27 protein-coding genes and 1 pseudogene are annotated in these 24956 nt (G+C 63.9%); 13 read left to right on the top strand and 15 right to left on the bottom strand.

Going from position 1 to position 24956, the window contains the following annotated elements:
• Positions 1-64 precede the first annotated feature (64 nt).
• Genes QOJ24_RS20245 through QOJ24_RS20235 form a run of 3 tightly spaced genes read right to left on the bottom strand, consistent with a single transcriptional unit; the run spans position 65 to position 2397 of the window.
• Positions 65-496 carry a DUF4345 family protein gene (locus QOJ24_RS20245; RefSeq protein ID WP_526264454.1) on the bottom strand — a complete coding sequence of 144 codons (432 nt, stop codon included), beginning with the start codon at positions 494-496 and terminating at the stop codon, positions 65-67.
• Positions 497-548: 52 nt separating this feature from the next.
• Positions 549-1760 carry an acyl-CoA dehydrogenase family protein gene (locus QOJ24_RS20240; RefSeq protein WP_526264452.1) on the bottom strand — a complete coding sequence of 404 codons (1212 nt, stop codon included), beginning with the start codon at positions 1758-1760 and terminating at the stop codon, positions 549-551.
• Positions 1761-1803: 43 nt separating this feature from the next.
• Entirely contained in the window at positions 1804-2397 is a 594-nt protein-coding gene (locus QOJ24_RS20235) for a TetR/AcrR family transcriptional regulator (protein ID WP_526264450.1), read from the bottom strand.
• A gap of 107 nt (positions 2398-2504) precedes the next feature.
• Between QOJ24_RS20235 and QOJ24_RS20230 the strand changes: the two genes are divergently transcribed.
• Entirely contained in the window at positions 2505-3917 is a 1413-nt protein-coding gene (locus QOJ24_RS20230) for an NAD(P)/FAD-dependent oxidoreductase (RefSeq protein ID WP_526264448.1), read from the top strand.
• A 14-nt stretch (positions 3918-3931) separates the two neighbouring features.
• Here the strand turns inward: QOJ24_RS20230 and QOJ24_RS20225 are convergent, their stop codons facing one another.
• From QOJ24_RS20225 to QOJ24_RS20215, 3 genes are read right to left on the bottom strand one after another with little or no spacing between them, the layout of a single operon-like run.
• Positions 3932-5524, bottom strand: a complete 1593-nt coding sequence (locus QOJ24_RS20225; RefSeq protein ID WP_526264446.1) for a phytoene desaturase family protein — start codon at positions 5522-5524, stop codon at positions 3932-3934.
• Positions 5521-5988, bottom strand: a complete 468-nt coding sequence (locus QOJ24_RS20220; RefSeq protein WP_526264444.1) for an SRPBCC family protein — start codon at positions 5986-5988, stop codon at positions 5521-5523. The genes QOJ24_RS20225 and QOJ24_RS20220 overlap by 4 nt, the downstream gene beginning before the upstream one ends.
• Positions 5989-6000: 12 nt before the next feature.
• Entirely contained in the window at positions 6001-6786 is a 786-nt protein-coding gene (locus QOJ24_RS20215; protein WP_526264442.1) for an SDR family NAD(P)-dependent oxidoreductase, read from the bottom strand.
• Between the two features lie 120 nt (positions 6787-6906).
• On the opposite strand from QOJ24_RS20215, the gene QOJ24_RS20210 reads away from it, so the two are divergent.
• Positions 6907-7149, top strand: a complete 243-nt coding sequence (locus tag QOJ24_RS20210) for a DUF7218 family protein (protein WP_526264440.1) — start codon at positions 6907-6909, stop codon at positions 7147-7149.
• A 75-nt stretch (positions 7150-7224) separates the two neighbouring features.
• On the top strand, positions 7225-8304 hold the full coding sequence (locus QOJ24_RS20205; RefSeq protein WP_526264464.1) for a M42 family metallopeptidase: 1080 nt from the start codon (positions 7225-7227) through the stop codon (positions 8302-8304).
• Positions 8305-8333: 29 nt separating this feature from the next.
• On the opposite strand, the gene QOJ24_RS20200 is transcribed toward QOJ24_RS20205, so the two are convergent.
• Entirely contained in the window at positions 8334-9158 is an 825-nt protein-coding gene (locus tag QOJ24_RS20200; protein WP_526264438.1) for an ANTAR domain-containing protein, read from the bottom strand.
• Positions 9159-9259: 101 nt separating this feature from the next.
• Positions 9260-9652, bottom strand: coding sequence for a MerR family transcriptional regulator (locus tag QOJ24_RS20195; protein WP_526264436.1), 393 nt, complete (start codon positions 9650-9652; stop codon positions 9260-9262).
• A gap of 131 nt (positions 9653-9783) precedes the next feature.
• On the opposite strand from QOJ24_RS20195, the gene QOJ24_RS20190 reads away from it, so the two are divergent.
• Together QOJ24_RS20190 and QOJ24_RS20185 are read left to right on the top strand one after the other, a co-directional pair.
• A complete protein-coding gene (locus QOJ24_RS20190) occupies positions 9784-10206 on the top strand; it encodes an Hsp20/alpha crystallin family protein (protein WP_526264462.1) in 423 nt (140 codons plus the stop codon).
• A gap of 669 nt (positions 10207-10875) precedes the next feature.
• On the top strand, positions 10876-11118 hold the full coding sequence (locus QOJ24_RS20185) for an acyl carrier protein (protein WP_526264434.1): 243 nt from the start codon (positions 10876-10878) through the stop codon (positions 11116-11118).
• Between the two features lie 72 nt (positions 11119-11190).
• Here the strand turns inward: QOJ24_RS20185 and QOJ24_RS20180 are convergent, their stop codons facing one another.
• From QOJ24_RS20180 to QOJ24_RS20170, 3 genes are all read right to left on the bottom strand, one after another.
• Positions 11191-12429 (bottom strand): fatty acid desaturase family protein, encoded by a 1239-nt coding sequence (locus QOJ24_RS20180; RefSeq protein WP_526264432.1) that lies wholly within the window; start codon positions 12427-12429, stop codon positions 11191-11193.
• A gap of 11 nt (positions 12430-12440) precedes the next feature.
• Positions 12441-13571, bottom strand: coding sequence for a ferredoxin reductase (locus QOJ24_RS20175; RefSeq protein WP_526264430.1), 1131 nt, complete (start codon positions 13569-13571; stop codon positions 12441-12443).
• A gap of 177 nt (positions 13572-13748) precedes the next feature.
• Positions 13749-14195 (bottom strand): hypothetical protein, encoded by a 447-nt coding sequence (locus tag QOJ24_RS20170; RefSeq protein ID WP_526264428.1) that lies wholly within the window; start codon positions 14193-14195, stop codon positions 13749-13751.
• Positions 14196-14338: 143 nt separating this feature from the next.
• Between QOJ24_RS20170 and QOJ24_RS20165 the strand changes: the two are divergent.
• From QOJ24_RS20165 to QOJ24_RS20150, 4 genes and pseudogenes are all read left to right on the top strand, one after another.
• Positions 14339-14869, top strand: a pseudogene (locus tag QOJ24_RS20165) (peroxiredoxin); the annotation flags it as partial.
• A complete protein-coding gene (locus QOJ24_RS20160) occupies positions 14855-15295 on the top strand; it encodes a DUF742 domain-containing protein (protein WP_526264460.1) in 441 nt (146 codons plus the stop codon). The pseudogene QOJ24_RS20165 and the gene QOJ24_RS20160, both read left to right, overlap by 15 nt.
• Positions 15296-15378: 83 nt before the next feature.
• Positions 15379-16368: a 2-hydroxyacid dehydrogenase gene (locus tag QOJ24_RS20155; protein ID WP_526264426.1), complete on the top strand. Its 990-nt coding sequence runs from the start codon at positions 15379-15381 to the stop codon at positions 16366-16368.
• Between the two features lie 547 nt (positions 16369-16915).
• On the top strand, positions 16916-17173 hold the full coding sequence (locus tag QOJ24_RS20150; RefSeq protein ID WP_526264424.1) for an ACT domain-containing protein: 258 nt from the start codon (positions 16916-16918) through the stop codon (positions 17171-17173).
• A gap of 27 nt (positions 17174-17200) precedes the next feature.
• Here QOJ24_RS20150 and QOJ24_RS20145 read toward each other — a convergent pair whose 3' ends face one another.
• Entirely contained in the window at positions 17201-17956 is a 756-nt protein-coding gene (locus QOJ24_RS20145) for a class I SAM-dependent methyltransferase (protein ID WP_526264422.1), read from the bottom strand.
• The gene (locus QOJ24_RS20140; protein ID WP_526264458.1) at positions 17953-18903 is read right to left on the bottom strand and encodes a methylenetetrahydrofolate reductase; all 951 of its coding nucleotides are present in this window, start codon (positions 18901-18903) and stop codon (positions 17953-17955) included. Before QOJ24_RS20140 ends, QOJ24_RS20145 begins: the two co-directional genes overlap by 4 nt.
• Positions 18904-19104: 201 nt before the next feature.
• Here QOJ24_RS20140 and QOJ24_RS20135 point away from each other — a divergent pair, with 201 nt between their 5' ends.
• The 3 genes from QOJ24_RS20135 (at position 19105) to QOJ24_RS20125 (ending at position 21316) form a co-directional block, all read left to right on the top strand.
• A complete protein-coding gene (locus QOJ24_RS20135; RefSeq protein WP_526264420.1) occupies positions 19105-19566 on the top strand; it encodes an SRPBCC family protein in 462 nt (153 codons plus the stop codon).
• A 411-nt stretch (positions 19567-19977) separates the two neighbouring features.
• Positions 19978-20259, top strand: a complete 282-nt coding sequence (locus QOJ24_RS20130) for a hypothetical protein (RefSeq protein ID WP_526264418.1) — start codon at positions 19978-19980, stop codon at positions 20257-20259.
• Between the two features lie 94 nt (positions 20260-20353).
• Complete coding sequence (locus QOJ24_RS20125; RefSeq protein ID WP_526264456.1) at positions 20354-21316, top strand: YhjD/YihY/BrkB family envelope integrity protein; 963 nt, start codon at positions 20354-20356, stop codon at positions 21314-21316.
• 34 nt (positions 21317-21350) lie between these two features.
• Here QOJ24_RS20125 and QOJ24_RS20120 read toward each other — a convergent pair whose 3' ends face one another.
• Together QOJ24_RS20120 and QOJ24_RS20115 are read right to left on the bottom strand one after the other, a co-directional pair.
• A complete protein-coding gene (locus tag QOJ24_RS20120; RefSeq protein WP_526264416.1) occupies positions 21351-22001 on the bottom strand; it encodes an HAD-IA family hydrolase in 651 nt (216 codons plus the stop codon).
• Positions 22002-22015: 14 nt separating this feature from the next.
• Entirely contained in the window at positions 22016-23488 is a 1473-nt protein-coding gene (locus tag QOJ24_RS20115) for an amino acid permease (RefSeq protein WP_526264414.1), read from the bottom strand.
• Positions 23489-23592: 104 nt separating this feature from the next.
• Here QOJ24_RS20115 and QOJ24_RS20110 point away from each other — a divergent pair, with 104 nt between their 5' ends.
• Entirely contained in the window at positions 23593-24804 is a 1212-nt protein-coding gene (locus QOJ24_RS20110) for an ROK family transcriptional regulator (RefSeq protein WP_526264412.1), read from the top strand.
• The last annotated feature ends 152 nt before the right edge of the window (positions 24805-24956 follow it).

Below are 24956 nucleotides of genomic sequence, written 5' to 3'. Positions count from 1 at the left end.
GATTTGCGAGTTGCAGGACTGACGGCGATCGCCCGGGGCCAAGCCTCTCCGCGCCGACGCAGCGTCAGGGCCGGTGCGGCGCTCCGCTCGCGAGGCGCGCGACGCGGGACTGCCAAGCCATCACGGCGGGAAGGCCGACCAACTCGAGGACGGTCGCCGCGATGAAGACCGCGTGCGGCCTCCCAGTCGTTCGCCAGGAGACGAGGCGCGCCAAGCCGCCGACGAATATGACGGCCGTCAGATGCCGAAGGAGGCCGGTGCGCTGTTCGACCTGCGGGATGGCCGACCAGATCACCGGCGCGGTCGCAAACCAGAACGCATTGACGAACCGATATTCGCTGTCGGCGGTGGCACCCAGCTGACTCGTGTCACCAGGCAGGGTCTTCGGACCGACAAGCATCCCAGCCAAACCGGACAGAAACGGAATAGCGGAGAGGACACCGAGAGTCACCTGCAGCCCTCGGCGTCCGCCATCACGCGGAGCGCCTTTGTCCATGCGACCAGTCAACCACTACTACACCGCGTAGTCGATAGCCGGCTACCGGTCGCTACCGGATCGGCAGGCCGGTGACAGCGCGTCCGATCACCAGACGCTGTATCTCGCTGGTGCCTTCGAAAATGGTGAAGATCTTCGCGTCGCGGTGCATTCGCTCGACGGGGTAGTCACGCGTGTAACCGTTGCCGCCGAGAATCTGGATGGCCTCGTCGGTGACGTACACAGCAGTTTCGCTGGCCACAAGTTTGGCCATCGAGCCCTCCGCTGAATCGAAACTCTTGTTGTTTCGGGCCATCCACCCTGCCCGCCATACCAGCATGCGGGCTGCGTCGATGCGGCTCTTCATATCGGCGAGTTTGAACGCGACCGCCTGGAACTCCCCGATCCGACGGCCGAATTGCTCACGCTGGCAGGCGTAGTCGAGTGCGTACTCGTATGCGGCGCGGGCAACACCGACCGCCATCGCACCGACGGTGGGTCGAGTCCGCTCGAAGGTCTTCATCGCGGCCTGTCCGCCGGTCGAGACCCCAGACCTGGCGCGGCCGATGCGCTCCTCGAACTTCTCCCGACCACCCAGAATCATGTCCTCGGACAAGCGAACGTTGTCGAGTACCACTTCGGCGGTATGCGACGCGCGAATGCCGTGCTTCTTGAACTTCTGGCCCTGCGACAGTCCCCCGGTGTCAGACGGAATGATGAATGTGGCCTGACCACGCGAGCCGAGGTCGGGATATACCGAGGCCACCACGACATGCACATTGGCGATGCCGCCGTTGGTCGCCCAGGTCTTCGTGCCGTTGAGAACCCATTCGCGGGAGGCCTCGTCGTAGCGCGCCCGCGTGCGGATTGCCCCGACGTCGGAACCGGCGTCGGGCTCCGACGAACAGAAAGCACCGAGTTTCGGATCGCCTGCGGTGCCGAACATCTCGGGCAGCCACCGCCCGACTTGTTCGGGAGTGCCGTTGCCCGCCAGCGCTGCAGCGGCGAGGCCGGTGCCCAGGATCGACAAGGCGATACCGGCGTCACCCCAGAACAGCTCCTCGAACACCGTCAGCATGCCGAGCCCGCTCGGTTCTGCAGCCTGCGCGGCGAACAACTCCGGGGAGTAGAGGCCGACTTTGGCGGCCTCCTGGATGACGGGCCAGGGCGTCTCCTCCCGCTCGTCCCATTCCGCGGCGGCCGGGCGGACGACCTCGGCGGCGAATTGGTGGACCCAGTCGCGCACCTCGATGACGTCGTCGCTTGGTTCCAGGGAGAAAGTCATGTCGAGTTCCTTTGCGGTGTCTCGTCGAATAGGACTGGGATTGTTATGGCGCACCGAGCGCGCTGACGGTTTGGAATACCCACGCCTCGAAGAACCGATCGTCGTCGACGTCGCCCGGGGAATGGCCAGTCAACGCCCGAAGGGTGGCGGCGTAAGTCAATGATGAGATCGCGACGGCGGCGAAAGCCTGCGGGTCGGGTACGTTCGTGATGCCTGCACGGTTGGACGCGACGAGTTCGTCGGTGAAACGTTGATAAGCGTTGTCGGTGATGACCTTCCACGTCTGATCGTTCAGATCGCCGAGCTCTTCTGATTCGCGCAACATCACACGAAGCACGTCTTCGCTCGCCGCGAGATTATCCCGGATGAGTTGGCCGGCTCTCCGCACGGCTCTCTCGACGCCGACGGGTGATTCCGCGTCGTACTCCTCGCGAGCGGCCACGATGCTTTCACTCCGATGCGCGACGGCGGCCTCCAGTAGCGCGCGTTTCGATGCGAAGTGCTTGTAGAGGGCGCCCGAGCCGGGGGCCAACCCGGCCGCGGTCTGAATGTCGGCGACAGACGTCCCGGCGTAACCGCGGGCAGCGAAGAGCTTGAGTGCCTCGGCCAGGAGACGGTCGCGACCGGAAACTGCCATCGTGAGAGAGTACTCACTCACCGAAGCGGCGCCAAATCGGATCCCGTTTCAACTGACCATGCCCGGGTATTCGCTGCGAATCCCGAACTCCGGTGAAAGGCAGACACATGGATGCTTTGGCCGACGATAATGTCCCGCAACTGGAAAACCAGGCGACCTCAGCTGGTCGAACGGGCACCGGGCGCCCCAGGGTACTGATCATCGGCGGAGGGTTCGGGGGCCTGTTCTGCGCCCGCCGCCTCGGGCGCGTCGACGTGGACGTCACCCTCCTCGACCGCGCAGCGTGCCATGTGTTCCAACCGCTGCTCTACCAGTGCGCAACAGGAACGTTGAGCATCGGCCAGATCAGTCGGTCGCTCCGGGAGGAACTCGCCAAACACAACAACGTCCACACGCTGCTCGGCGAGGCCATCCGGCTCGACGCCGACGCGCGCCGCGTCACGGCCCGCCGTCCCGACGAATCGATGTTCGACGTCGAGTACGACTATTTGGTGATCGCGGCAGGCATGCGGCAGTCCTACTTCGGCAACGAGGAATTCGCCGCCTGGGCGCCGGGTATGAAGACGCTCGACGATGCGCTCAGCATTCGCCGTCGAGTCTTCGCGGCGTTCGAGATCGCCGAGACCTTGCCGCCGGGCCCCGAGCGGGACCAATGGCTTACCTTCGCGGTCACGGGGGCGGGACCCACGGGTGTCGAATTGGCCGGGCAGATCCGAGAACTCGCGACGCGATCGCTGGCCAACGAATTCCACAGCATCGAACCGGAGGACGCGCGGGTGCTTCTGTTCGACGGAGGCGATCGAGTGCTCAAGAGCTTCGCGCCGGCGCTCGCCGAGCGCGCCACACGAACGCTCGAAAAGCTCGGTGTGGAAATGCATTTCGGCGTGCACGTATCCGACGTCCGGCGCGACGGCGTGACCGTGAGCCCGAAAGGCGGCGGACCCAGCGAGGACTACGCGGCCCGCACGGTGCTGTGGACGGCGGGCGTGGAGGCTGTGCCGTTTGCCAAGCACGCCGCGAAAGTACTCGGCGCTGAGTCCGACCGGTCGGGTCGCATCTCGGTGAACGCCGACCTATCGGTGCCGGGTCATCCTGAGGTGTTCGTCATCGGCGACTTGGCCGGTCGTGACGGGCTGCCGGGGGTGGCTGAGAATGCCATGCAGGGCGGACTGCACGTCGCCGCCAGCATCCGTCGTGATCTCGGCAGTGCTCGGCGCAAGGACTTCCGCTACCGCGACCTCGGATCAGCGGCCTATATCAGCCGTGGCCAGGCGGTGTTGCAGGCCGGTCCGGTCAAGCTCGGGGGTGTGATCGGTTGGCTCGGCTGGGGATTCATCCACATCGCGTTCCTCACCGGCGTACGCAACCGCTTCAGCACAGTCGGGACATGGATGGCGACCATTACCCGCGCCAACCGGAGTGACCGCTCGTTCATCCTCGGGGGATCCGGCCATCCCGAGGAGCCCTACACGTGGGAATCGCCTGTGCACCAGGGACACCATTCGAATCGCGACAACTAGTCGCCGCGGTTCATTCACCGAGTGGTCAAAGCCATCAGTGACCGTGTGAAACGTCGGCGAGGCCAACCACGAGCACCGTCGTTGGCCAGCGCGGCTCTTGCGGCATTGCGGCCGCACACGCCATGGACGCCACCTCCCGGCGTGGCGCCCGCACTTCCGAGATACACGTTCTCGACGGTTGTTTCGGCCCGACCGAACCCGGGCGACGGCCGGAAGATCAGCTGTTGGTAAAGCTGTGACGTTCCCCCGTTGACGGCCCCGGTGTGAAGATTTGCGTCGCTGGCTTCGAGGTCGGACGGACGCTGAATCGTCTTACCGACTACCTTTTCCCTGAACCCCGGGGCGTACTTCTCGAGCACGACATCCACCGCCGCCGACAATTCATCGGCCGACGCATCGTCGCCCATTCCTCTTGGCAGATGCGTATAGGCCCAGGCACTTTCGGTACCGGCAGGCGATCGGCTCGGGTCGGCCGTAGTCATCTGACCGAACAGCATGAACGGGTGCAGCGGGACCGTCGCGGTGTTGAGGTCCGCCATCCACCGAACAAGACCGTCGTGGTCCGCCCCGAGGTGGACCGTGCCCACGTCATTCAAACTCTTGGAACGCCAAGGTATTGGAGAGTCGAGCGCGTAGTTGATCTTCAAAACGGGTGTGTCCCAAACGAAGTGCTCAAGCTCACGCGCCACCGCATCCGGAACAGCATGTTCGGGCAGCAGATGGCCATACAGTCTGGGCGCTGAGGTGTCGGCGATCACCGCGCGACGGACCCGAATGGTTGATCCATCGGTGGCCCGGACCGCCACAGCGCGCCCGCCGCTGACCTCGATGGCGTCCACTTCGCGACCGCACTCGATGCCGGCTCCGGCGGCGCGAGCCCGATTCACCAGCGCCTGCGTCAGCTGGCCTGCCCCGCCCACGGGGACCGGCCACCCTCCGTCCTGAGCCATCATGATCAGCATGTAACCCATCACGCCGCTGCCCGGCGCATCGATGGGCACATCGGCGTGCATCGCGTTACCCAGCAACAACAGCCGCGCGGCCTCACCATCGAACAGTCGCTCCGCCATCACCCCCGCGGGCAGGAGCATCAGGTGGGCGAGCCGCAACGCCTCGGCCGAACCGAGCTTCCGGAGCAGCTGTGCCGGACCCCGCACCGGTGGGAACGGAGCGAACAGCGTCGCCAGCAGGGCATCCTTGATTTCCAGCCATTGCTCGAACAATGCGCGCCACCGATCGCCGTCGCCGCGATCGCGTCGCTCGAGATCATCTGCGGTGCGGTCGATCTCGCGGTGGATGACCGGTGCGTCGTCATCGTCGGCGGAGCGCGGATGCCCGACGACTGCCGGGGCATGCGTCCATCGCAGACCGTGGTCTTCCAGGTGCATCGCCTGCAGCGCAGGAGATGCGACGGACAAGGGGTAGAACGCGCTGTAGAGGTCGCTCACGTAGCCGGGGAAGAGTTCAGCGCTCTTCACCGCTCCCCCTGGCTCGGATTGCGCCTCCAGAACCACCACGTCCCAGCCGGCGTCGGCGAGCATTGCAGCGGAGACGAGCCCGTTGTGGCCGGCACCGATCACCACCGCGTCGACGGTATGTGAACTCACTGAGGTTGTTCCCGTCGTTCCGCAATGGCGGCCAACCGAGCAAGGCATTCACGGTTCCTGGGATGAGCCGCGGCAAGTGCCAGTCGACGCGGCACCAGATTGAGCGGTCCGCCCACCGGCACCTCAGCCATCTCAACGCAGCAGCCGTTCTCAGTGTCTCTGAGCCGCAGCGTTATCCGAGCACCGCCGAAGGGGCGGCCCTTCGCGAGGAGAACGAGTTCTTCCAACGGCGTCGAGGACTCGACCGCGGTCTCGTCATTGAGCACGACCGGCCAAACGCCAATGGTGTGGTGAATCGTGGCACCCGCCGCAGGCCAAGCCGGGTCGACGGCGCGCATGCGGGTGTTGCCCACCACCCACTGTGAATACGTCCACCCGTCGGCGATGATGTTCCATACCTGTTGGCGCGTCGCCGCGATGTCCCGTTCTACGGTAAGCGAGCTGTCGATTGCGGCTGGTTGCATGTGGGATTCCTTTCAGCTACTTCCGGTGCGGGTGACGATCAGGCGATTCGCCGCCGACTTCACCGAGTCAGGCAGGAACCAGTTCGTGACCCCCATGGCCTTGGAGAACAAGGACGCAGCGAGCACCTTGCGGTCGCCGCGCATCATCGCGTCGTAGCCCTGGCGCGCGACACGAGCCGGGTCGTCCTTCGGCATGCGCCCAAGCACGGTGTCCGGCATACCGGCTCGACGGAAGAAATTCGTCGCGGTCGGACCCGGCATCAGTGCCGTCACCGTCACACCGGTACCGCGCATCTCGTCGTGCAGCGCCTCCACGAAGGACTGGACGAACGATTTCGACGCGTTGTACATGCTCTGGTTCCAGCCGGGCATACCGGCCACGATCGACGACGTGAACAGCACCTTGCCGCTGCCCCGACGTGCCATGTCGCCAACGACCAGCCTGGCCAGATGCACCGTCGAGCGAACATTGAGATCGATGATGCCGAGGTCGTCATCCAGCTCGCCTTCCAGGAAGGATCCCGCACGCCCACTACCTGCGTTCAGGGCCGCGGCGTCCAGGATGCGGCCGCCTGCGGTCGCGATGTCGTAGAGGCGGACCACATCCTCGGGTTTCCGCAGGTCTACCTGCACCGCTTGGACGTCGACACCGGCGGCGCGGAGCTTGTCGGCGGACGCGTCGATGCCGTCCTCGTCAGCGGCCACGACGAGGTCATAGCCGTCTTCGGCGAACAGTGTCGCGAGTTCGAAGCCGATCCCACTCGAGGCGCCGGTCACCAGCGCGAGACGTTTCGCCATGGTCGCGGGCTACCCGACTACGGCGCCGACAAACCCGCTGCCGAGGTGTCCACATGGCGCGGAGGGGGTAGTCACCGGTCGGCATCAATGCACGCCAACGCACGGAAGGAGGACGCCACGATGGCAAAAGATCATGGCTCCAGCGTCAAGAATGACAAACAGTACGAGGGCTTGCGCGAGAAGGGGATGAGCAAGTCGCGGGCGGCGGCAATATCGAACTCGCCGGGCGCGTCGAGCAGAGGCGGAAAGAGTTCGGGAAGCAGCCAGAGCAAGGCAAGCAGCGGAAGCGGCAGCGGCGGCAATACGTCTCAGAAGAAGGCTGCGGGTCGCAAGGGCGGCAAGAAGTCCAGCTCGTCTAGTTGATTCTCGAACAAGCGGCCTCGGGCCGCGATTCGTTGGTCCGAGGATGAGGAGGCGAGCGTGTCCGACGCCGGCAACATGCTGGACATAGAGCTTCTACAAGAGTTGTTGTGGGCCTACGGACCTTGCGGTCAGGAGGATGCGGTACGCGAGGTCTGTCGTCGCGAACTGGAGTCCGCCGTCGATGAGACGTGGATCGATCCGGCCGGCAATCTGATCGGCCTTCTTCACGGCGGCAGTGGTGTCGATCCCAGCCCGTCTCCGATACGGATCCTGGCGCACATGGACGAACTCTCGATGCTGGTGAAGCGGGTCGAACAGGACGGCTCACTGCATCTGACGCCGCTGGGAACCATGTATCCGGCTAATTTCGGGCTCGGCCCTGTTGCCGCGCTAGGTGACCGGCAGACAGTGTGTGGAGTATTGACGGTCGGCTCGGAGCACACCACGAAGGAAAGTCAACGCATCTGGGAGACGAAGCCGGATCAGGGCGACAAGTCACTGGATTGGATGCACGTCTACGTCTTCACCGGTCTCACACCGGAAGACCTGGCTGCGGCAGGAGTGCGGCCGGGAACGCGTATCTGTGTCGAGCGCGGTAAGCGGACACTGGTGGAGTTCGGCGACTACCTCGGCTCGTATTTCCTCGACGACCGCGCGGCAGTGACCGCGCTCCTTCAGGTGATGCGCCGGTTGAAAGAGAGCGCACATCGTCCTGCTGCTGACGTCTACGCGGTGTTCACCACCAACGAAGAGATCGGCGGCGTCGGCGGATCGTATGCCTGTCGTACGCTGCCCGGCGACCTGACCATCGCGCTGGAAGTCGGGCCAACCGAAGCCGAGTACTCCACCAGGGTGAGCGGGGGTCCGATCGTCGCGTACAGCGACGAGCAATGCGTCTACGACAAGGACGTCGCGGACCGGCTGATGAGTATCGCCAACGAACTCGACCTGGCTCCCCAGCCGGCCGTACTCGGCGCGTTCGAGTCCGATGCATCACACGCGAAAGCCAGCGGGTTGTCGCCGAAAGCGGGTCTGCTCTGTTTACCGACTTTGAGCACTCATGGCTACGAAGTCATTGCGCGCGACGCCATTCCGGCCATGACTCAGATCCTTGTGGATTTCTTGAAAACGGAGTTTCGTACTCCGTCCAATTGAGGCGCTCCTTCTGAACCGCGCCCGGCCGTTCATCGGTCGTGATTGCGCCGGGGAAGCTCTTCAAGGATGCGACGTGCGATGTCTCTGAGTTTGATGTTCTCGCGCTGAGATCTCTCCACGAGCAAGGCGAATGCCTCGTCAGCAGTGCCGCCGTACCGCCAACGCAGAACACCTTTCGCCTGGTCGATGTCTGAACGAGACACCAGTGCCTCCTCCAATTGACTCACGGTGCCCCGAAGCCTTCGCCACCGTCGTGCGTCCATGACGGCTCGGCCCGCCGCACCGCTGTAAAGACTCATCAGACTCTCGTCGAAAAGATCAAAGTCGGGCGTCGATCGGCTGTACACGTTCAAGGAACCGACCAGTTCGTCGTCAACGCCCGGTGCGACCGGGGCGATGATCAGGGGAATCGACAAGGTGGCGTGCACACCGGCCTGGCGGGCGGCCGTGGCGAATTGTGGCCACCGGTCCTCGGCGGACCGTATCGCAACGCGCACCGGCCTGCGCGTCTGCGCGGCCTCCAGGCATGGTCCCTGCTTTGAGGCATACTGCTCGCAATCCAACGCCAGAACGTCGTCATCTGTGTGCGCAACGGTTCGTAGCGGCGGGTCAAGCACGGTGATCGATACGGCGTCCGCGCCTGGCAGAGCGTTCACTGCATAAGTTGCTACTCCGCGCAGCACGTCGTCCAGGGACCTGTCAGCCACTACCAGGGCATTCAAGGATTCGATAGCTGCCGCCGCCGCGTTCAGGCGATCCAGCACGTCCGGCCGCTCACCGCTCATCGAAACTCTCCTCCCTGCAACAGGTTCCCATTTTATTTCACTGCGTTGAACTTTCAAAAGTCGCAGCACAACGTCACAAAAAGCCAGGCGACCTATCAATAGTTCGGATTACGCAACCGCGTGAGCTATATGACGGGCTCCCGTCGGCTGTTGTGAATCGTGTCCCTCGATCATGATTGTTCCGTTTTCCTCCTTCCACTTGCCCGACGGTCTGGTCGCGCGTCGCGGACGGAGGCCAGTCGGGCGTTGTCGGACTTCAGTTGCGAGTTGTCGGATATCAGCTGCAGGTTATGAGACTCGAGTTCGGTGTTGCGGTCTTGCAGGTCCAGGATGTGGCCGATGGCGGCCACGTTCACCCCCTCGGCAAGCAGCCCGGTGATTCGCTCCAGTCGCACCAGATCGTCGTCGCTGTACCGGCGAGTGCCGCCGGGCGATCGCGTCGGAGAGAGCAGCCCTCGTTCCTCATAGAGCCGCAATGTCTGCGGACCGACGCCGGAAAGCTCGGCGGCCACCGAGATGCCATACACCCCGCGTCCGGATCGTTCAGTCGACTCCTGGCTCACCGCTGCTCTTCTCCATCCATGTCTGCGCCCAGAAAATTTTTGGGTAATTCTTGCCAGAATCTACCACTGGTGCTATATAGAAATCTATGGCAGATCGCATAGATGATCTACTACTACCACAGGAGGTGGAGATGATGTTGATGCGTACCGACCCGTTCCGTGATCTCGACCGCTGGACCCAGCAGGTGTGGGGTACGGCCGCTCGACCTGCGGTGATGCCGATGGACGCGTGGCGTGAAGGTGAAGAGTTCATCGTCGAGCTGGACTTGCCCGGCGTGAAGCACGATTCTCTGGATCTGGACGTCGAACGAAATGTGCTGACCGTGCGCGCCGAACGCGCCGGCCTGGATCAGAATCGCGAGATGGTCTCCGCGGAACGACCGCGCGGAGTGTTCAGCCGCCAACTGTTCCTGGGCGACAACCTCGACGCCGACAGGATCGAGGCCAGTTATCAGGACGGCGTGCTGCGGCTGATCATCCCGGTGGCCCAGAAGGCCAAGCCACGACGAATCAAGATCGCCAGCAGCGAGGACAAAACAGCCATCAACGCCTGAACCTCGGATCCGGCGGCGGCCGGCAAGTGGAGGGAGGTGACGAACTGGACACCGACACGCTGACCGAAGCTCTACTGGAAGAGGCGGAGGCGATCGTTCGCGCGGAGTGGTTGCGCCTGCACGACCTCCAACCGCGAGGCCACGGGCTGTCCCGGCGACGCACCGAGCTGCCCGACATTCGGCATCGTCAACCGCATGCCATCGTCACGACGGTCGCTGTCGGGCCGCACGGGCCGAGGCACGAGTGCGCCAGCAGCGAGCAGCCCGCCAGACGCTGGGTGCCCCTGCGCGTGTCGCCGACACAGCGATCTCCCCCGGCGAGCAAGTCCGCTGTCCCGAAACGTGTTGTCCAAGGAGTGAGGTGATGCCCTGACCGATGATTACGAGCATGTGGTGACTCGCGCCGGCCACACCTGTCCGATCACTGTGTGAAGCCGCCGACGCAGCGTCACACGACCTGCGCGCGTACCGCCACTGACGGTGGCATCTGTGATGTGGGCTGTGCGCACGTCACCGATTTAGCCCGCGGGTCTGCCGTCGGCACTTTTTGTCGGCGGCAGACCCCAGGGCCTTGCATAGTCGCCGAAAAAAATTTTTTAAGGTGTTTTGCCCGAATGCATCCGGGTAGCCGTCGCATATCTGAGCAGTAATCTATTTGGAGGTGAGGTCATGGCTACAGGAGAAACCGGCTTCGACGACGTGTCGTTCGATTTGGTCTCGGTGCAATATCACTCGTTGAAGGCGGGACACGATTACGGACAGTATGTCCGCGACGCGAAAAACGCCGGCCGTGACGACATCGCGTCGTTCTTTGAAGAGGTGATGTCTCAAGATGCCGAACGCGCGAAGCGGTGCCACGAGTTCATGAAGGAACTCAGCGGAGCCTCTCAGTCAGGTTCGGCGGTCAACTGACCGGGTCCTATCGCTGGGTTGCCGTCAGGACATGCATTGTGCCGCTGACGGCTCACAACGCCCGCGACCGGATCACGAGGCGGCGATTGCCCCGGACTTGACCTCACGTATCGCGGTGCGCAGTCCGCGGCGTCTGCCCGTGGCGGGATCGGTGCCGAAGCTCTCCCGCACCCCGTCGCGGATCCGGAACTTCAGCTCTGAGTTCGTTTCCGGGGCGTTGTCGGAGGTGGCCTTGAGGAGCTTGTTGGGCAAGGCCAGTTTGGCGATGGTCAAGAACGATTGCATGTACTGGCGACCCAGCGAACCCGTCGTGTATGGCAGGTCGTACTTGTCGCACAGTGCTTGGACCCGCACGCTGATCTCGGCATAGCGATTGCTCGGCAGGTCCGGGAACAGGTGGTGTTCGATCTGGTAGCACAGATTGCCGCTCATGAACGCCATCAGCGGGCCTGCGTGAAAGTTGGCCGATCCCAGCATCTGCCGCAGGTACCACTCGGCCTGGGTTTCGTTGTCGAACTCCTCCTTGGTGAACTTCTCCGCTCCGTCCGGAAAGTGCCCGCAGAAGATCACCATGTACGACCAGTAGTTGCGGATCAGGTTGGCGACCGCATTGGCGCCCATCGTGTGTTTCCAATTGCGTCCGGCCAACGCGGGAAACACGACGTAGTCCTTGCCGACCTGCTTGCCGACCTTTTTTCCGATGATCTTCAGGTCTTTGAGCACCTCACCCTTGGACTTCTCGCCCTTGCGAAACTTCGTCGTCTCCAGACCGTGGGCCGCGACTCCCCATTCGAAAAGCGTCCCGAGTGTCAGATTGATGATGGGGTTGAAGATCATCCACTTCTCCCAGCGCTGGTCGCGGGTGAGACGCATGATGCCGTAACCGATGTCGTCGTCGAGCCCGACGACGTTTGTGTACTTGTGGTGGATGAAGTTGTGCGACTTCTTCCAGTGCTCGCTCGGTGAGGTGGTGTCCCACTCCCACTCGGTGGAGTGGATCTCAGGGTCGTTCATCCAGTCCCACTGCCCGTGAATGATGTTGTGGCCCAACTCCATGTTCTCGATGATCTTGGCGGTGCCGAGCATCGCCGTGCCGACGCTCCACGCCACCTTGTTGCGGCTCGCGAACAAGACAGCTCGCCCGCCGACCGCCAGCGCGCGCTGCAATTGAATTGCGCGGCGGATGTAGCGGGCGTCGCGCTCACCTCGTGACTCCTCGATGTCGGTCCTGATCGCGTCCAACTCCCGCGCCAGTGAATCGACGTCCTCGGGCGTGAGGTGCGCGTACTCCTTGATGTCAGTGATAGCCATGGTGTTCCTCCTCAGATTTTGAGCGTGCAGTCGCCGGACGCGGTGGACACGCAGGTGTTGATTCGGTCCCCCGGTCCGTGTTCGTTTCCGGACCGAAAATCCCTGACGTTGCCGTCTTCCAGCGGAAGGACGCACGTCTGGCAAATGCCCATCCGGCAGCCGAACGGCATCTGGATCCCGACCTTTTCCCCTGCCTCCAAAAGCGAAGTGGCGCCGTCGATTTCGATCGTCTTGTCCGAGATCGCGAACGTGACGGTGCCTCCCTCGCCACCCTTATCGGTGCGGGCGATGGTGAACCGCTCCATGTGCAGGTCGTCGGAAAGTCCCGCAGAATCCCACAGCGTTTCGACCGTGTCGAGCATGGGTGTGGGTCCGCACGCCCATGTCGGTCGTTCTCGCCAGTCCGGTACGAGATCGTCGAGGTTGTCGAAGTCAAGCTTGCCGTCCTGCTTGGTGAGCTGGAGATGCAGCCGATAGCCGGGTTGGCTGACCTCGAGGTCCCGCAGTTCATCGTGGAAGATGACGTCTTCCGCGGTGGGCGCTGAGTGCAGGTGAACGATGTCCGGATTATGACCGCGTGCGGTCAGAGAGCGCAGCATCGCCATCAGCGGAGTGATGCCGCTGCCGGCGCTGACGAAGAGAATCTTCGGAGGCGGCGGGTCGGGAAGCGCGAAATCGCCCTTCGGGGCTGCGAGCCGAACAATCGTTCCCGGTGTGACGCCGTTGACCAGGTGCGAGGACAAGAAACCTTCAGGCGTTGCCTTGACGGTTATCGTGATCCGTTTCTTATCACGCACCGGCACAGAGGTCAGAGAATACGAGCGCCAGTGCCAGCGGCCGTCGACGCGCAGCCCGATGCCGACGTACTGGCCGGGCTGGTAGTCGGCAGAGAAGCCCCACCCCGGTTTGATCGTGACCGTGGCGGAGTCCGCCGTCTCGTTGCGGACGTCGACGATTTCGCCACGAAGCTCTCGCGCCGTCCACAGCGGATTGAGCAACTTGAGGTAGTCATCGGGCAACAGCGGTGTCGTCGCCCTGGCCGCCAGGCCGCGCAGGACGTTGATTCTCGGCGTGGTGGCGGTGTCGACGTTCTCGGCCGGCTTCACGCTCCACCGCATCAGGTCACGCAGCGTCGCTGCCATACTCGGCTTCTCCTCGCGTCGGATTGTGTTCGGTGAACATATGTACACCCAGTACCCGCGTCCGCGCGAATTCACACCACCGTTCAGAAGATTCCGTCTAAGGAAACACCATGCGTATCGTCAGCCCGTGCGCGAAATATGGAGGACTCATGCAGCCTGCGGCGATGCCGCCCTGATTCAGAATGGCATGTCCACTTCGCCGTTGGTCGTGATGCCCTCGTCGTGGTTACGGTTGACGTAACCGGGAGACACGGGAAACTGCGGCTCGGTGCCATAGGGCAGCAGTGGGTCCGTCCCAAAATTTGCTTCACCGAACGGTGCGCCCGTTTCGGCCGAGATCGGGTTGGTGGGGTCCACGGCGGTGGGGCTGGGTCCATCCGCCAGCGCGGCAGGTGCCGCGCCTGCGGCTGTACAGGCGATCAATCCGCCGAGCAGACCTGTAGTGAGAAGTGTTGCCGCTAATGCCATTCTGGTCTTCATGGCCTGTTCCTGACTTCGTTTGATGAACGTGTTTTCGGACACATCGATCGTGTCGCCGCAAGCACGTGAAGTCAGCACGGCCTCCCCCAAACCAGTGGTCGTGCTAGCAGGTAGAAGCGGCGTCCAACAGATCGGGCCGGACATGGACGGATTCTTTGCGAGCTGGAAACGCGACGTGCTGCCTGCACTGCACTAGCAGCAAGTCGATGCCCGTGCCAGCCATCCGGCGATGGCCGAATTTACTCGAGTCGTTCGTCGCGCCGAGCTTCCCGCGCTAGTCTTTTTCGATGATCGCGGGCGACACAGCGCCTGACTTCACTCTGTACGATCACGCCGGTCGGGCTCGGACCCTGTCGGCGCTCCTGTCCGATGGGCCGGTAGTCCTGTTCTTCTTCCCCATTGCGTCTTCACCGATCTGCACCGCCCAGGCTTGCCATTTCCGGGACTTGAGCAGCGAATTCGCTGCGGTCGGCGCCCAGCGGGTTGGCATCAGCACCGACACCGTCGACAGGCAGGCTCACTTCGCACAACAGCGCTCGTTCGACTACCCGCTGCTCTCCGATGCGGACGGCGTGGTGTCCGAGTTGTTCGGAGTGCGCCGGGGCAGGCTCGCCAAGCTGCGCCGATCCGTCCTGGCCCGGGAGGCGGGCCGGGGTCGCCGACACAGCCGACACACTCGACGCCGTGGCCTGCTGGCCCGGCTGATGCCGGTCAGGCGGGCCACATTCGTCATCGACACCAACCGAACCGTGCTCAAGGTCGTCTCCAGCGAGTTGCGCGCATCGGTGCACGCTGACGAGACCTTGCGGTTTCTGCAGAAGCACACCAATGCGCGCGAGCAGTCGCAGGGCAAAGGCGAGTCGATCGACGACTGGTTCACAGAACCGGAATCCGCGGTCAAGCCAAGCCTGGTCCGGCCGTACACGCTGACGGCAGGCCATACCGACCCCGGTTTTGAACTGCCACTCGAGGCGCCCGTCCAAGCGCTCAACACCACAGCGAAGCCGCCGCGCTGGCCGAAAAACGATGTTCGGGCCCAGATCCTGACGTGTTGCGCGAAACGCATCTCCGTGGCAGAGATCGCGGCCCAACTGTCTTTGCCGCTGGGTGCGACGCGGTTCCTGGTCGGCGACCTGATGACCCAGGGGTATCTACGGGTGAACACCCATTCCGGTGACTCAATGACAATCAACGAACGCCGTGAATTGCTGACCCGGACCTTGACCGGCCTCCGAGCGCTCTGACGGGTGGGACTCCACGGTGCGACTTGCGTGTCGCAGTTCCAGAGCCACCGCAACTACTCGCCGACGCGCTGGAGGGTCTTCACGTGACCAAGTCGCCTACTCACACTGGCACGCTCACCGGAACCATCTACGTATCACGACTCCTCACTGATCGCGCGATGAAGCACCTTCAGGCGCTCGGGGCTCCCCTGCGGATCGGATCGGAAGCACCGCCGGACCGCGGTGAGCTCGAAGCAGGCATCGCGGGCGCAAGTGCGGCGGTGGTCACCCTCACCGAGCGCATCGATGCGGACCTCATCGCCGCCGCCGGACCGCAGCTGAAGATCCTCGCGAACGTCGCGGTCGGGTTCGACAACATCGACCTGTCTGCCGCCGAAGCTGCGGGCGTAATCGTCACCAACACCCCGGGCGTGCTCGATCGCGCCTCCGCAGACCACACATTTGCACTGATCCTCGACGCCACTCGCCGAATCACCGAGGGGGACCGCCTGATTCGACGTCAGCAGCCCTGGGTGTGGGGGCCGCGGATGCTGGTCGGGCTCGACATCAGCGCCGGCGCCACCCTCGGCATCCTCGGTTACGGCCGCATCGGTCAAGCTGTGGCCCGGCGGGCGCACGCCTTCGACATGACCGTCATCGCGACTTCGCGAAGCAGGACCCCGGGAAGCACCGAGGACGGAGTCACCTTCGTCGACACCCCCACTTTGTTGGCCGAGAGCGATGTCGTTACCGTTCACACCCCACTGACTGCCCAGACGCGGCACCTGATCGACGCCGCAGCGTTGAAAGCCATGAAGCCGACTGCGTACCTGATCAACACTGCGCGCGGCGGTGTGGTCGACGAGGCGGCCCTGATCGCCGCCCTGCATGACGGCCAAATCCGAGGGGCTGCGTTGGATGTATACGAAGGCGAGCCGCGGGTCAACCCGGCGCTTTTGGACGCACCGGGGCTGGTACTCACCCCGCACATTGCAAGCGCCGGCCAAGCGACCCGAGACACAATGGGCATTCTTGCCGTGGACAATGCGGCCGCCGTGCTCGCAGGCGAACCACCCCTCACCCCGGTCCGGTGAAGCCCAGCCGCATTGTGACCGGCGAAGGCCCGTCGGCGTCATCCCACGCCGCTTCATCTCGGCTGTGCGGGCTGCGTTTTCGCCGCACTGATCGTGGGCATCCCGAAGCCCATGGACAAGCTGACCCGGCTTCGGCACGCGCAGCAGCGAATCGTTAGAGCTCAGCGTCGCGTGTGGTTAGTTCAGGTACTGACGTGGCCAGCGCTGATCGCCGCCGGAGTGCTATCGCTCGGTGGCGTCGTGTGGATCTTGCGGCGTCGGTACGCCGGTGGTCGGCATGAAATGCCCGATACACCGGGAGCACACGAGGCCGGGTCCGTGCATGTGGAGCCTGACGGCCGGCTTTCCCACGAGTGACGGAGGACATGGACATTCGCCTCGTCGACTGCCTCAGTGAGGCCGTGACACCAATCATCGGTGTGCGACGATGCGTTGGTGTCGGTCGCTGATCATCAGACATTGCGGGTGCTGGAGGGTCGATACGTACTGGAGCGCGCGGTATTGAATGTCGAATTCGCCCGCCACGGCGAGGTGCTCGCGGTCGTGTATGGCCCTGACGGCGGAGCTTGCATGCGACGCCGGGATGGGGGCCGACGACGCTTGGTTGGCGCTGTGGAATGGCGACGAGGCGCACCCGCCGGACGCGACCGGGATGTTGGCTGCGATCGTGGCGCCGCTCGCAGCCAGCAATGTGCCTGTTTGGGTCGCGGCCAGCTTCGACGGAGACCTCGTGCTGATCCCCTTTGATCGGGTCGACGAGGCGTCTGCGCTGTTGCGCCGGGCCGGCCATCGGGTGATTGGCTGAAGACCCGCGCTACGCTCGTTCGGTCGCTCACGTGTGCCGCAGAATCAGCATCTCGCCGGTGAGCGTCCCATCTTCGAGCAGGCGTCCAATAGTGCCGCTCTGCTCTTCTGCCAGCTGCCACGCCCGCGTGTGAGCATGCCGAGCGGTGAGTGCGTCGGCTACTGCAGCCTCGCGTTCGTTCCATATCGCGGGGACCTCGGGAAGGTCAGCGGTGCTGTGCCACACCTCTACTTCCAGGGATGCCTCATTCACCAACTCAATGAGGCCGGCTTTTGTCGGGAAGTGGTTATCTGGCAGTTGATCGCCGGGTAGGGGGCGGCGGGCCACGAACACGAGCAGACCGATGGGCCCGCCTCCCCGCACCGTGCGTCGCAGTTCCTTCAATAACATCAGCTGATCCGGTGTCGTACAGAGCACCCCGAGCGACCACGCAGCGTCGCAGCTCAGGTCAGCCATCGGCAGCGCCGTTCCAAGTCCGCACACCACCGGTAAATCAAATAGACGTCTTGCCGCGCGGCACGCGCCTGGTTCCGGCTCGACGAGTACCGGCCGTACCGTAATCTGTTGCGCCGCATACGCGGCGGGACCACCGACACCGGCCCCGACGTCCAACAGCACCTGCCCAGAAGTCAACGCCATGCGGTCGATGAGCCAATCCAGCGCGCGCGGACTGCCGCTACCTCGGCACGCGCCAGGAATGTGATATTCCGGTCCAAGGTCCTCCGCCACCTGAGCCGTCCACTCTGCGACCGTGTCGAATTCGGCGTCCATTGCCTCGCTCATGGCATCGTCCCGGCACGGATCCGGCGACCGACTTCCGACTTGATCTCCGCGCCGACGCGGGCGCCGGATGCCGACGCGAGCCCGGAGATGTTGATCCCGTCAACTCCCTCGATCGACAACAGAGCGTGCGCTTCGGCGACCGCCGCCTCGATGCCCGCCGATACCGGATCAGATGCAGCCAGCACCTCCTCGGTCACGGACGGCTCGAGTTCAAGACCAGGCAAGCCTTGAAGCACTGCCGCGGACACGCTGTCGGTGAATACCGCGACTGACGCGATTACCGGAATCGACAGGCCCGCCGACCGGGCCGATTCCACGAAATCGGCCACGCGGTCGGCAGATGTCACATGGTTGAGTACCGCCATGCTGGCGCCCGCGTACTGTTTTTCTACTAGGCGGCGCGGGCGGCCAGCCACGGGCGGAGCGGTGGGCGTCTCGGGAACCGCCGCAACAACTCCGATCGACGCCGCGAGGGATACCAAGCGCAGACCGTCGAGATCAAAAGTCTGGGTGACATCCGGACGCACGTCGTAGCCGCGGCCGTCGCCAGTCACACAGAGAACGGTCTCCACGCCGATGTTGCGCAGCCCGTGCAACTCCTGTTCGAGCACTACACGGTTGCGGTCCCGACACGATAGGGTGATCCACGGCGTGACACCCGCTTCGAGCAGCAGGCGGCCCATGAGGGTGGGCGGGAAATCCGGCTTGTTCTGATGCTCGCCGACTAGGACTGCCTCACAGGACGGTGCGAGAATAGCGGCCGTCGCGGCGATATCGTGTGCGTTGAAAGGCGTACTGCTGAAATCGGTGAGCACCTTCGGGGCGCGGGACGGCCGCGGCTCTGCGCGTGCTCCGGACCATGGCACCACATCGCCGAATGCGCACTCGCCCGGACGCATCTCGCACTGACCGTCGGGGCGCACCCCCCCGCACGGCCCGAACTCCATCCGCTTGGGACAACTCAAATCCAACGACAACCTGGCTCCATCTCGTCGCCCGCCGAATACCCCGCGCGCGAGCAGCCAAGCGCTCGCGAGCAACGAGGGGCAGGAGACCGCCCAGATGTAACTAACTTGAGGCGCCATGGGGGCTTGTTTGATCGAGCGGCGGGTATTGCACAAACGCCTACATCTCGAGAGGAGCAAGTCATGAGCACGACCACCGCATCAGTCGATGTGAATCGCCCGATCGACGTCGTTTACAACCAGTGGACCCAGTTCGAATCCTTTCCGGAGTTCATGGAGGGCGTGGAGCGCATCGAACAGCGCGACGACACCCATCTGCACTGGGTTATCAAAGTCGGCGGTATCACCCGTGAATTCGATGCCACCGTCACCGAGCAGCATCCCGAGGAGCGGGTGGCCTGGAAGTCCGACAGCGGACCCGACCACGCCGGAGTGGTGACTTTCCACCGTCTCGACGACGAAAAAACCCGCGTCACCACGCAGATGGACGTCGACCCCGAGGGCTTCGTGGAAAACGTCGCCGACAAGTTGGGGATCCTCAAGTCACGCGTCAGCGGTGACCTGGAGCGATTCAAGAAGTTCATCGAGAGCAGGCCGGGAGAAACCGGTGCCTGGCGCGGCGACGTGTCCCGCCCTGACGCCTGAGCTAGCCGACTGGAATTGAGCGACGACGGTCGAGCGTGTTGGTCACGACGTCCAGCCGGTCGCAGCTGGCCAGGAGTCCACATCCTTGCCCCGGCAGCGCAGCCGCACGTATTGGTAGCCCCGTTCGGATGCGGACCCGACCTCGTCGCCATAGACACGCCGCGCCTCGTCTTCAGTCCCCCGAACGAGGACCGTCTCGTCGAATCCCTCGCTAGGATTTCCGCGATCGTAGGGCCGCGCGACAGCCACCTCCCACTCGCCGACTGAGTCATCAAACGGCGTCGCCACGAGCCCTCTCACCTGCAATTCCAGATTGCGTATTCGTCGAAGCGGATTCGTAATCGCTGACTCCCACACTGCCAGGATTGGCCCGACGGCGCCAACAGTCCGTTTCATACGCTTGGATGGCTTATGCCGAACGCAGAAACTCTCGCCAGGGAACTCGAAGGACGCGGTTACAACTGCTCAGCAGGACAGAGGGCAGATGGCACCGTCTGCATCATTGCGGGCGGCCCCAACGGGGATATCGATCCTCCCGGCGAAGTCCACTTTCTCGTCGCGCGGCATCCCCATGACGGCCGTATCGAGTGGAACGACGCCGGTGGGCGACTGCACAGCGAAACACCCGAAATCTCCGAAGTTGCCTTGGCCGAGGCGGTCATCGCTTCGATCGAGTTGATAAACCCGGCTTGACCGCCGCCCATGGACAAGGTGACCGCGTCGAAGCGATTGACCACGGTCGCCGGCGGGTAGTACCAGCTCACACGCTCTGCGAGGAGTGACCGAGATGGTGAGCTGGCTGGACCGGTTGCAGCAACGAAACCGTGCGGTGGGCTTCGTCATTGCGGTGATCTATAAGTACGTCGATGACCAGGGCGGCTATCTGGCTGCGCTGATCACCTACTACGCCTTTGTGTCGCTGTTTCCGCTGCTGCTGTTGTTGACCACCGCGCTGAGTGTCGTCCTCGTCGGCCACCCCGAACTGCAACGCCAGGTCCTGGAGTCTGCACTCAGCCAATTTCCGGTCATCGGCGATCAGTTGACCCAGCCTCATCAACTCTCCGGTGGCACAGTCGGCGTCGTCATTGGAGTCGGCGGGGCGGTCTACGGCGGCATGGGGGTAGGACAGGCGGTCCAGAACGCCATGGACTCGGTGTGGGCGGTGCCGCGCAACGTGCGACCCGACCCCTTGCGGTCCCGGTTGAAAAGCTTGTTGCTCATCCTGATACTTGGCGGCGCCGCGGCGGGCACGACGGTCCTGTCGTTGTTTACGCGTGCCGCCGACAACTTCGGGTTCTTGACTACCGTAGCGGCGATAACGGCGAGCGTTGCGATCAACACCTCGATCTGCCTGCTGGCGTTCCGCCTCACCACCGCCCGTCGTCTGCCCTACGGGCAGTTGTTTCCCGGCGCGCTGGCTGCGGCGATCGCCTGGCAACTGCTGCAGTGGTTCGCCGCCGGCTATGTCGGCCACATCGTCAAGACGGCCAGCGCAACCAACAGCGTCTTCGCGCTGGTTCTGGGGATGCTGGCCTTCCTGTACCTCATCTCGACAAGCCTGGTGCTCAGCGCCGAGATAAACGTCGTACGCGTCAAGAGGCTCTATCCACGGGCCCTGCTGACTCCGTTCACCGACAACGTCGAACTCACCCGCGCCGATCGGCATACCTACACCGCCAGGGCGAAAGCCGAGCAGGCCAAAGGATTTCAACAAGTCGATGTGTCGTTCAATCAGCCCGAATCTGAGTAGCGTCATGAAGGCGAGAACCGTCGGAGGCTGTGAGTTACGACGACTCGAGTCGGTTCAGCACGACACCGTCATCAGTCAATTCCACACGGAGGCAAGACAGATCGGCCACGATCACATCCGCGCCGGCTACTTGGTCGGCAGTGTGGGTGGTCGTGACCGCCACGACCCGCGCGCCCGCGGTCAATCCCGCGGCGATACCCGCGGGCGCGTCCTCCACGACCACGCAATCCTTGGCATCCAAGCCCAACGCCGCAGCCGCCAGTAGGTAGCCTTCCGGGCTCGGCTTGCCGACGGTGACATCCTCGGCGCAGATCATGGTTTCTGGAATCGGCAGGTGCGCAGCCGAAAGTCGACTAGTCATCAGGTCGCGCTCACCCGACGTCACCGCGGCCCAGCGCTGTGGAGTCAGAGCTTCGAGGATCTGCTGGGCGCCGGGTAACGCCGTCACGCCGTCGAAATCGGCCAACTCCAGCGCCTGCAGCCGAGCCACCGCGACTTCCAGCTGCTGCGGCGCGACGAACTCCGCCACCGTGTCCTCGGTCCGTCGGCCGTGACAGACTCGCAGGACTTCACCCGCGTCGACGCCGTATTCCAGTGCCCAGGTGCGCCAAGACCTTTCGACGACAGGGGTGGAATCCACCAGCGTTCCATCGATGTCGGACAGAATCGCCCTCGCCTGCAACATGGGCGCATCGGATTTCAAACGTCGTCAGCGGGCGAGAACCCACCACCTACCAGCGGGCCACCTTCTGCCGCCTCGTCCGCAAAGGCCTCGTTGACCTCTTTCGGCCCGAACGGCCAGGTGTGCTCGGCCTTGGCATAAATGAGGAACGCGATGCATCCGATGACAATCCAGCCCACGGACAAGCCGATCGAGAGCCAGGTCGCGGACACGTAGACATAAATCCAGCCCGCCAAGGCGATGATCGTTGGTAGCGGATACAACCATTGGCGATACGGGCGCACCAGGTTCGGCCGCCGGCGGCGCAGGACAACAATCGCGGCGACCTGGGCCAGAGACTGGATGATGACCAGTGTCGCGACAGCGGCGTTGATGATCGTGGTCAGCGTGAACAACGAGCCGATGATGGTGACAACACCCATGGCGAGTACGCCGGCAGTGGGCAGTTTCAGTCTGGGATGCAACCTGCCGAAGACGGGGAGAAACACCTTGTCCCGGGCGGCTTCGAACGGGACACGGGATCCGCCGAGCAGACCGGCGAACACCGAGCCGATGGCGGCGACGACGATCAACACAGTGATCACGTGTGCAGCGGTTGATCCCCAGGCTTGCTCGAGCACCGCAGAGGCGACGGATGTCGCCTTCTCGATCTCGTCGAGCGGGATTGATCCGAGAACGCCGACCTGCAGCAGGAAGTACAGGCTCATGATGCCGAGAATCGACAAGACAATGGACCGCGGGATCGTCCGACCCGGATCGCGCATCTCGGCACCGAGGTACGCGGTGGTGTTGTACCCCAAGTAGTCGTAGATGGCGATGATCAGGCCCGCGCCCAGTCCTACCCAGAACGTTCCCCCGCTGAAGCTGAATGCGCCGGGAGTGTAGGCGAACGCTTGTGCGCCGCTAAAGTGCGAGAATGCCGCGACGATCGTGCTGAGCACCGCAACCAGCATGACGACGAACAGCACGGTGGTCAGCTTGCCGATCTGGCCGATCCTGCGGAACAACGCTGCCATGATCAGCAGGGTGATGCCGACGCCGATGAGCTTGCCCAACAAGGTGTTTCCAGAGTCGGAGGTGACGCCGGGGATCAGATAGCCGAGGTACTGGATCAAGCCGATGATGCCGGTGGACATGATCAGTGGAATGAAAAGCACCGCGCTCCAGACGAAAAGGAACGGCATCAGCCGCCCGGTGCGGTACTGGAATGCTTCGCGTAGGTAGATGTAGGTCCCACCGGCACCGGGCATGGCCGCGCCGAGTTCGGCCCAGATGAGGCCGTCGGCGAGCGCCAGAAGAGCGCCAAGAACCCACCCGAACATGGCTTCTGGACCACCGATCGCCGCCACCATGGCGGGGATCGTGACGAACGGGCCGATGCCGCACATCTGGGTCATGTTGATCGCCGTCGCCTGAAGCGGACCGATGCTGCGCTCGAGCGCGGGCTGCGGGGACGCCGCTGCCGTGGCGGGCTTCTCTGGTGAGCTCATGACGCACCTCCGACGATTTTCTATGTTAGTAAAGTTTCTTAACATAGAACTGGTGGATCTGGAAGAGTTTGTAGGGTCTGACGCCGACGGGAGTGGAGGTGGCGGTGGAAGGCCGCACTGCGACGCAAGCCGGAACGCCGGCGAGCATGCGCGCACTCAACCAGCGCCTTGTGTTGAACCGGCTGCGAGACCACGGTGAGGCAACGCGTCCGGAGATCGCCGGGGAGGCAGGTCTCTCGAAACCGACGGTGGGTCAAGCGCTTCTGGATCTGGAGCAGCATGGTCTGGTGCGGGCGATAGGTCGGCGCGTGGATCGCCCCGGCAGGGCGGCGGTCGTCTACCGCACCGCTCCGGATGCGGGCCATATCGTCGGCGTGGACGTCGGTCGCCGGGTTCTTCACGTCGCAGTCGCTGACCTCGACGGGACCGTGGTGGCCCGCGTCGAGCAGACGAACCGCAGCCGCTCAGGGGCCATGTTGGTGCGAACCGTCGCGGAATGCGTTGGTCGTGCGGTCGCCGAAGCCCGGCTTACTCCAGAAGACATCGTGGTCACCGTCCTCGGGACCCCCGGCATCCCAGACACCGAGAGGGGCACCGTCTATCGGGCGCCGAATCTGCCCGGTTGGGAACGGCGGGGCCTGCTGCACGAACTTCTGACAATCCTGGGATCGAACGGCTCCAGGGTGATCGTCGAGAACGACGCCAATCTGTGTGCCGTCGGTGAGCACGCACGAGGTGCGGCGCAAGGCGTCGGCGTCGTGGCGTGCCTGACCGTCGGCACTGGCATTGGAATGGGAATCCTGGTCAACGGCAGACTCTTTCGTGGAGCGCACGGCGCGGCGGGCGAGATCGCGGATTTGCCCTACGGCCGGGTTCCAGCGGGTGTGGCGGCTCACCGGCCAGGCCCGGTCGAGGTCGTCGCGGCGGGCGACGCGGTGGTGTCTGCCGCTCGCAAGGCCGGCCTCAACCTGCCGTCGGCGAAGGCGGTCTTCGACGCCGCCCGCGACGGCGACGAACGCGCCCTGCGCGTGGTTGCCGATGAAGCATCGAAGCTCGCGCGGGTCGTCTCTGTGGTGACCGCTGTGCTCGACCCTGGGCTGATCGTGCTTGCAGGCGGCATCGGTCGCAACGCAGACCTGCTCGCCGACCCGATCCGCCAACAGCTCGCTGAGACGATTCCGTCGGTCCCCGACATCGTCGGAGGACACCTGGGCGACGACGCGGTTCTGGTCGGCGCCATCGCCACGGCGATGGACACGGCGTGGGATCTGGTCTTCGACCGCCGCGTCCTGGGCAGAGTCGCAAGTGAGGCTTGATTGCGGCCGGGGTCTTGTGTTGATCTTGCGGCGCCGGTACGCCGGTGGTCGGCATGAAATGCCGGATACGCCGGGCGCGCACCAGACGGGGACCGTCCACGTAGAGTCCCACGGCCGACTCTCTCAGTGATGAGAGTCCACCTCATCAGCGC

Origin of the sequence: Mycobacterium sp., from assembly GCF_032159775.1 — a bacterium.
In the GTDB taxonomy this organism is placed as follows: domain Bacteria; phylum Actinomycetota; class Actinomycetes; order Mycobacteriales; family Mycobacteriaceae; genus Mycobacterium.
This window is presented reverse-complemented; position numbering and strand designations above follow the sequence as displayed.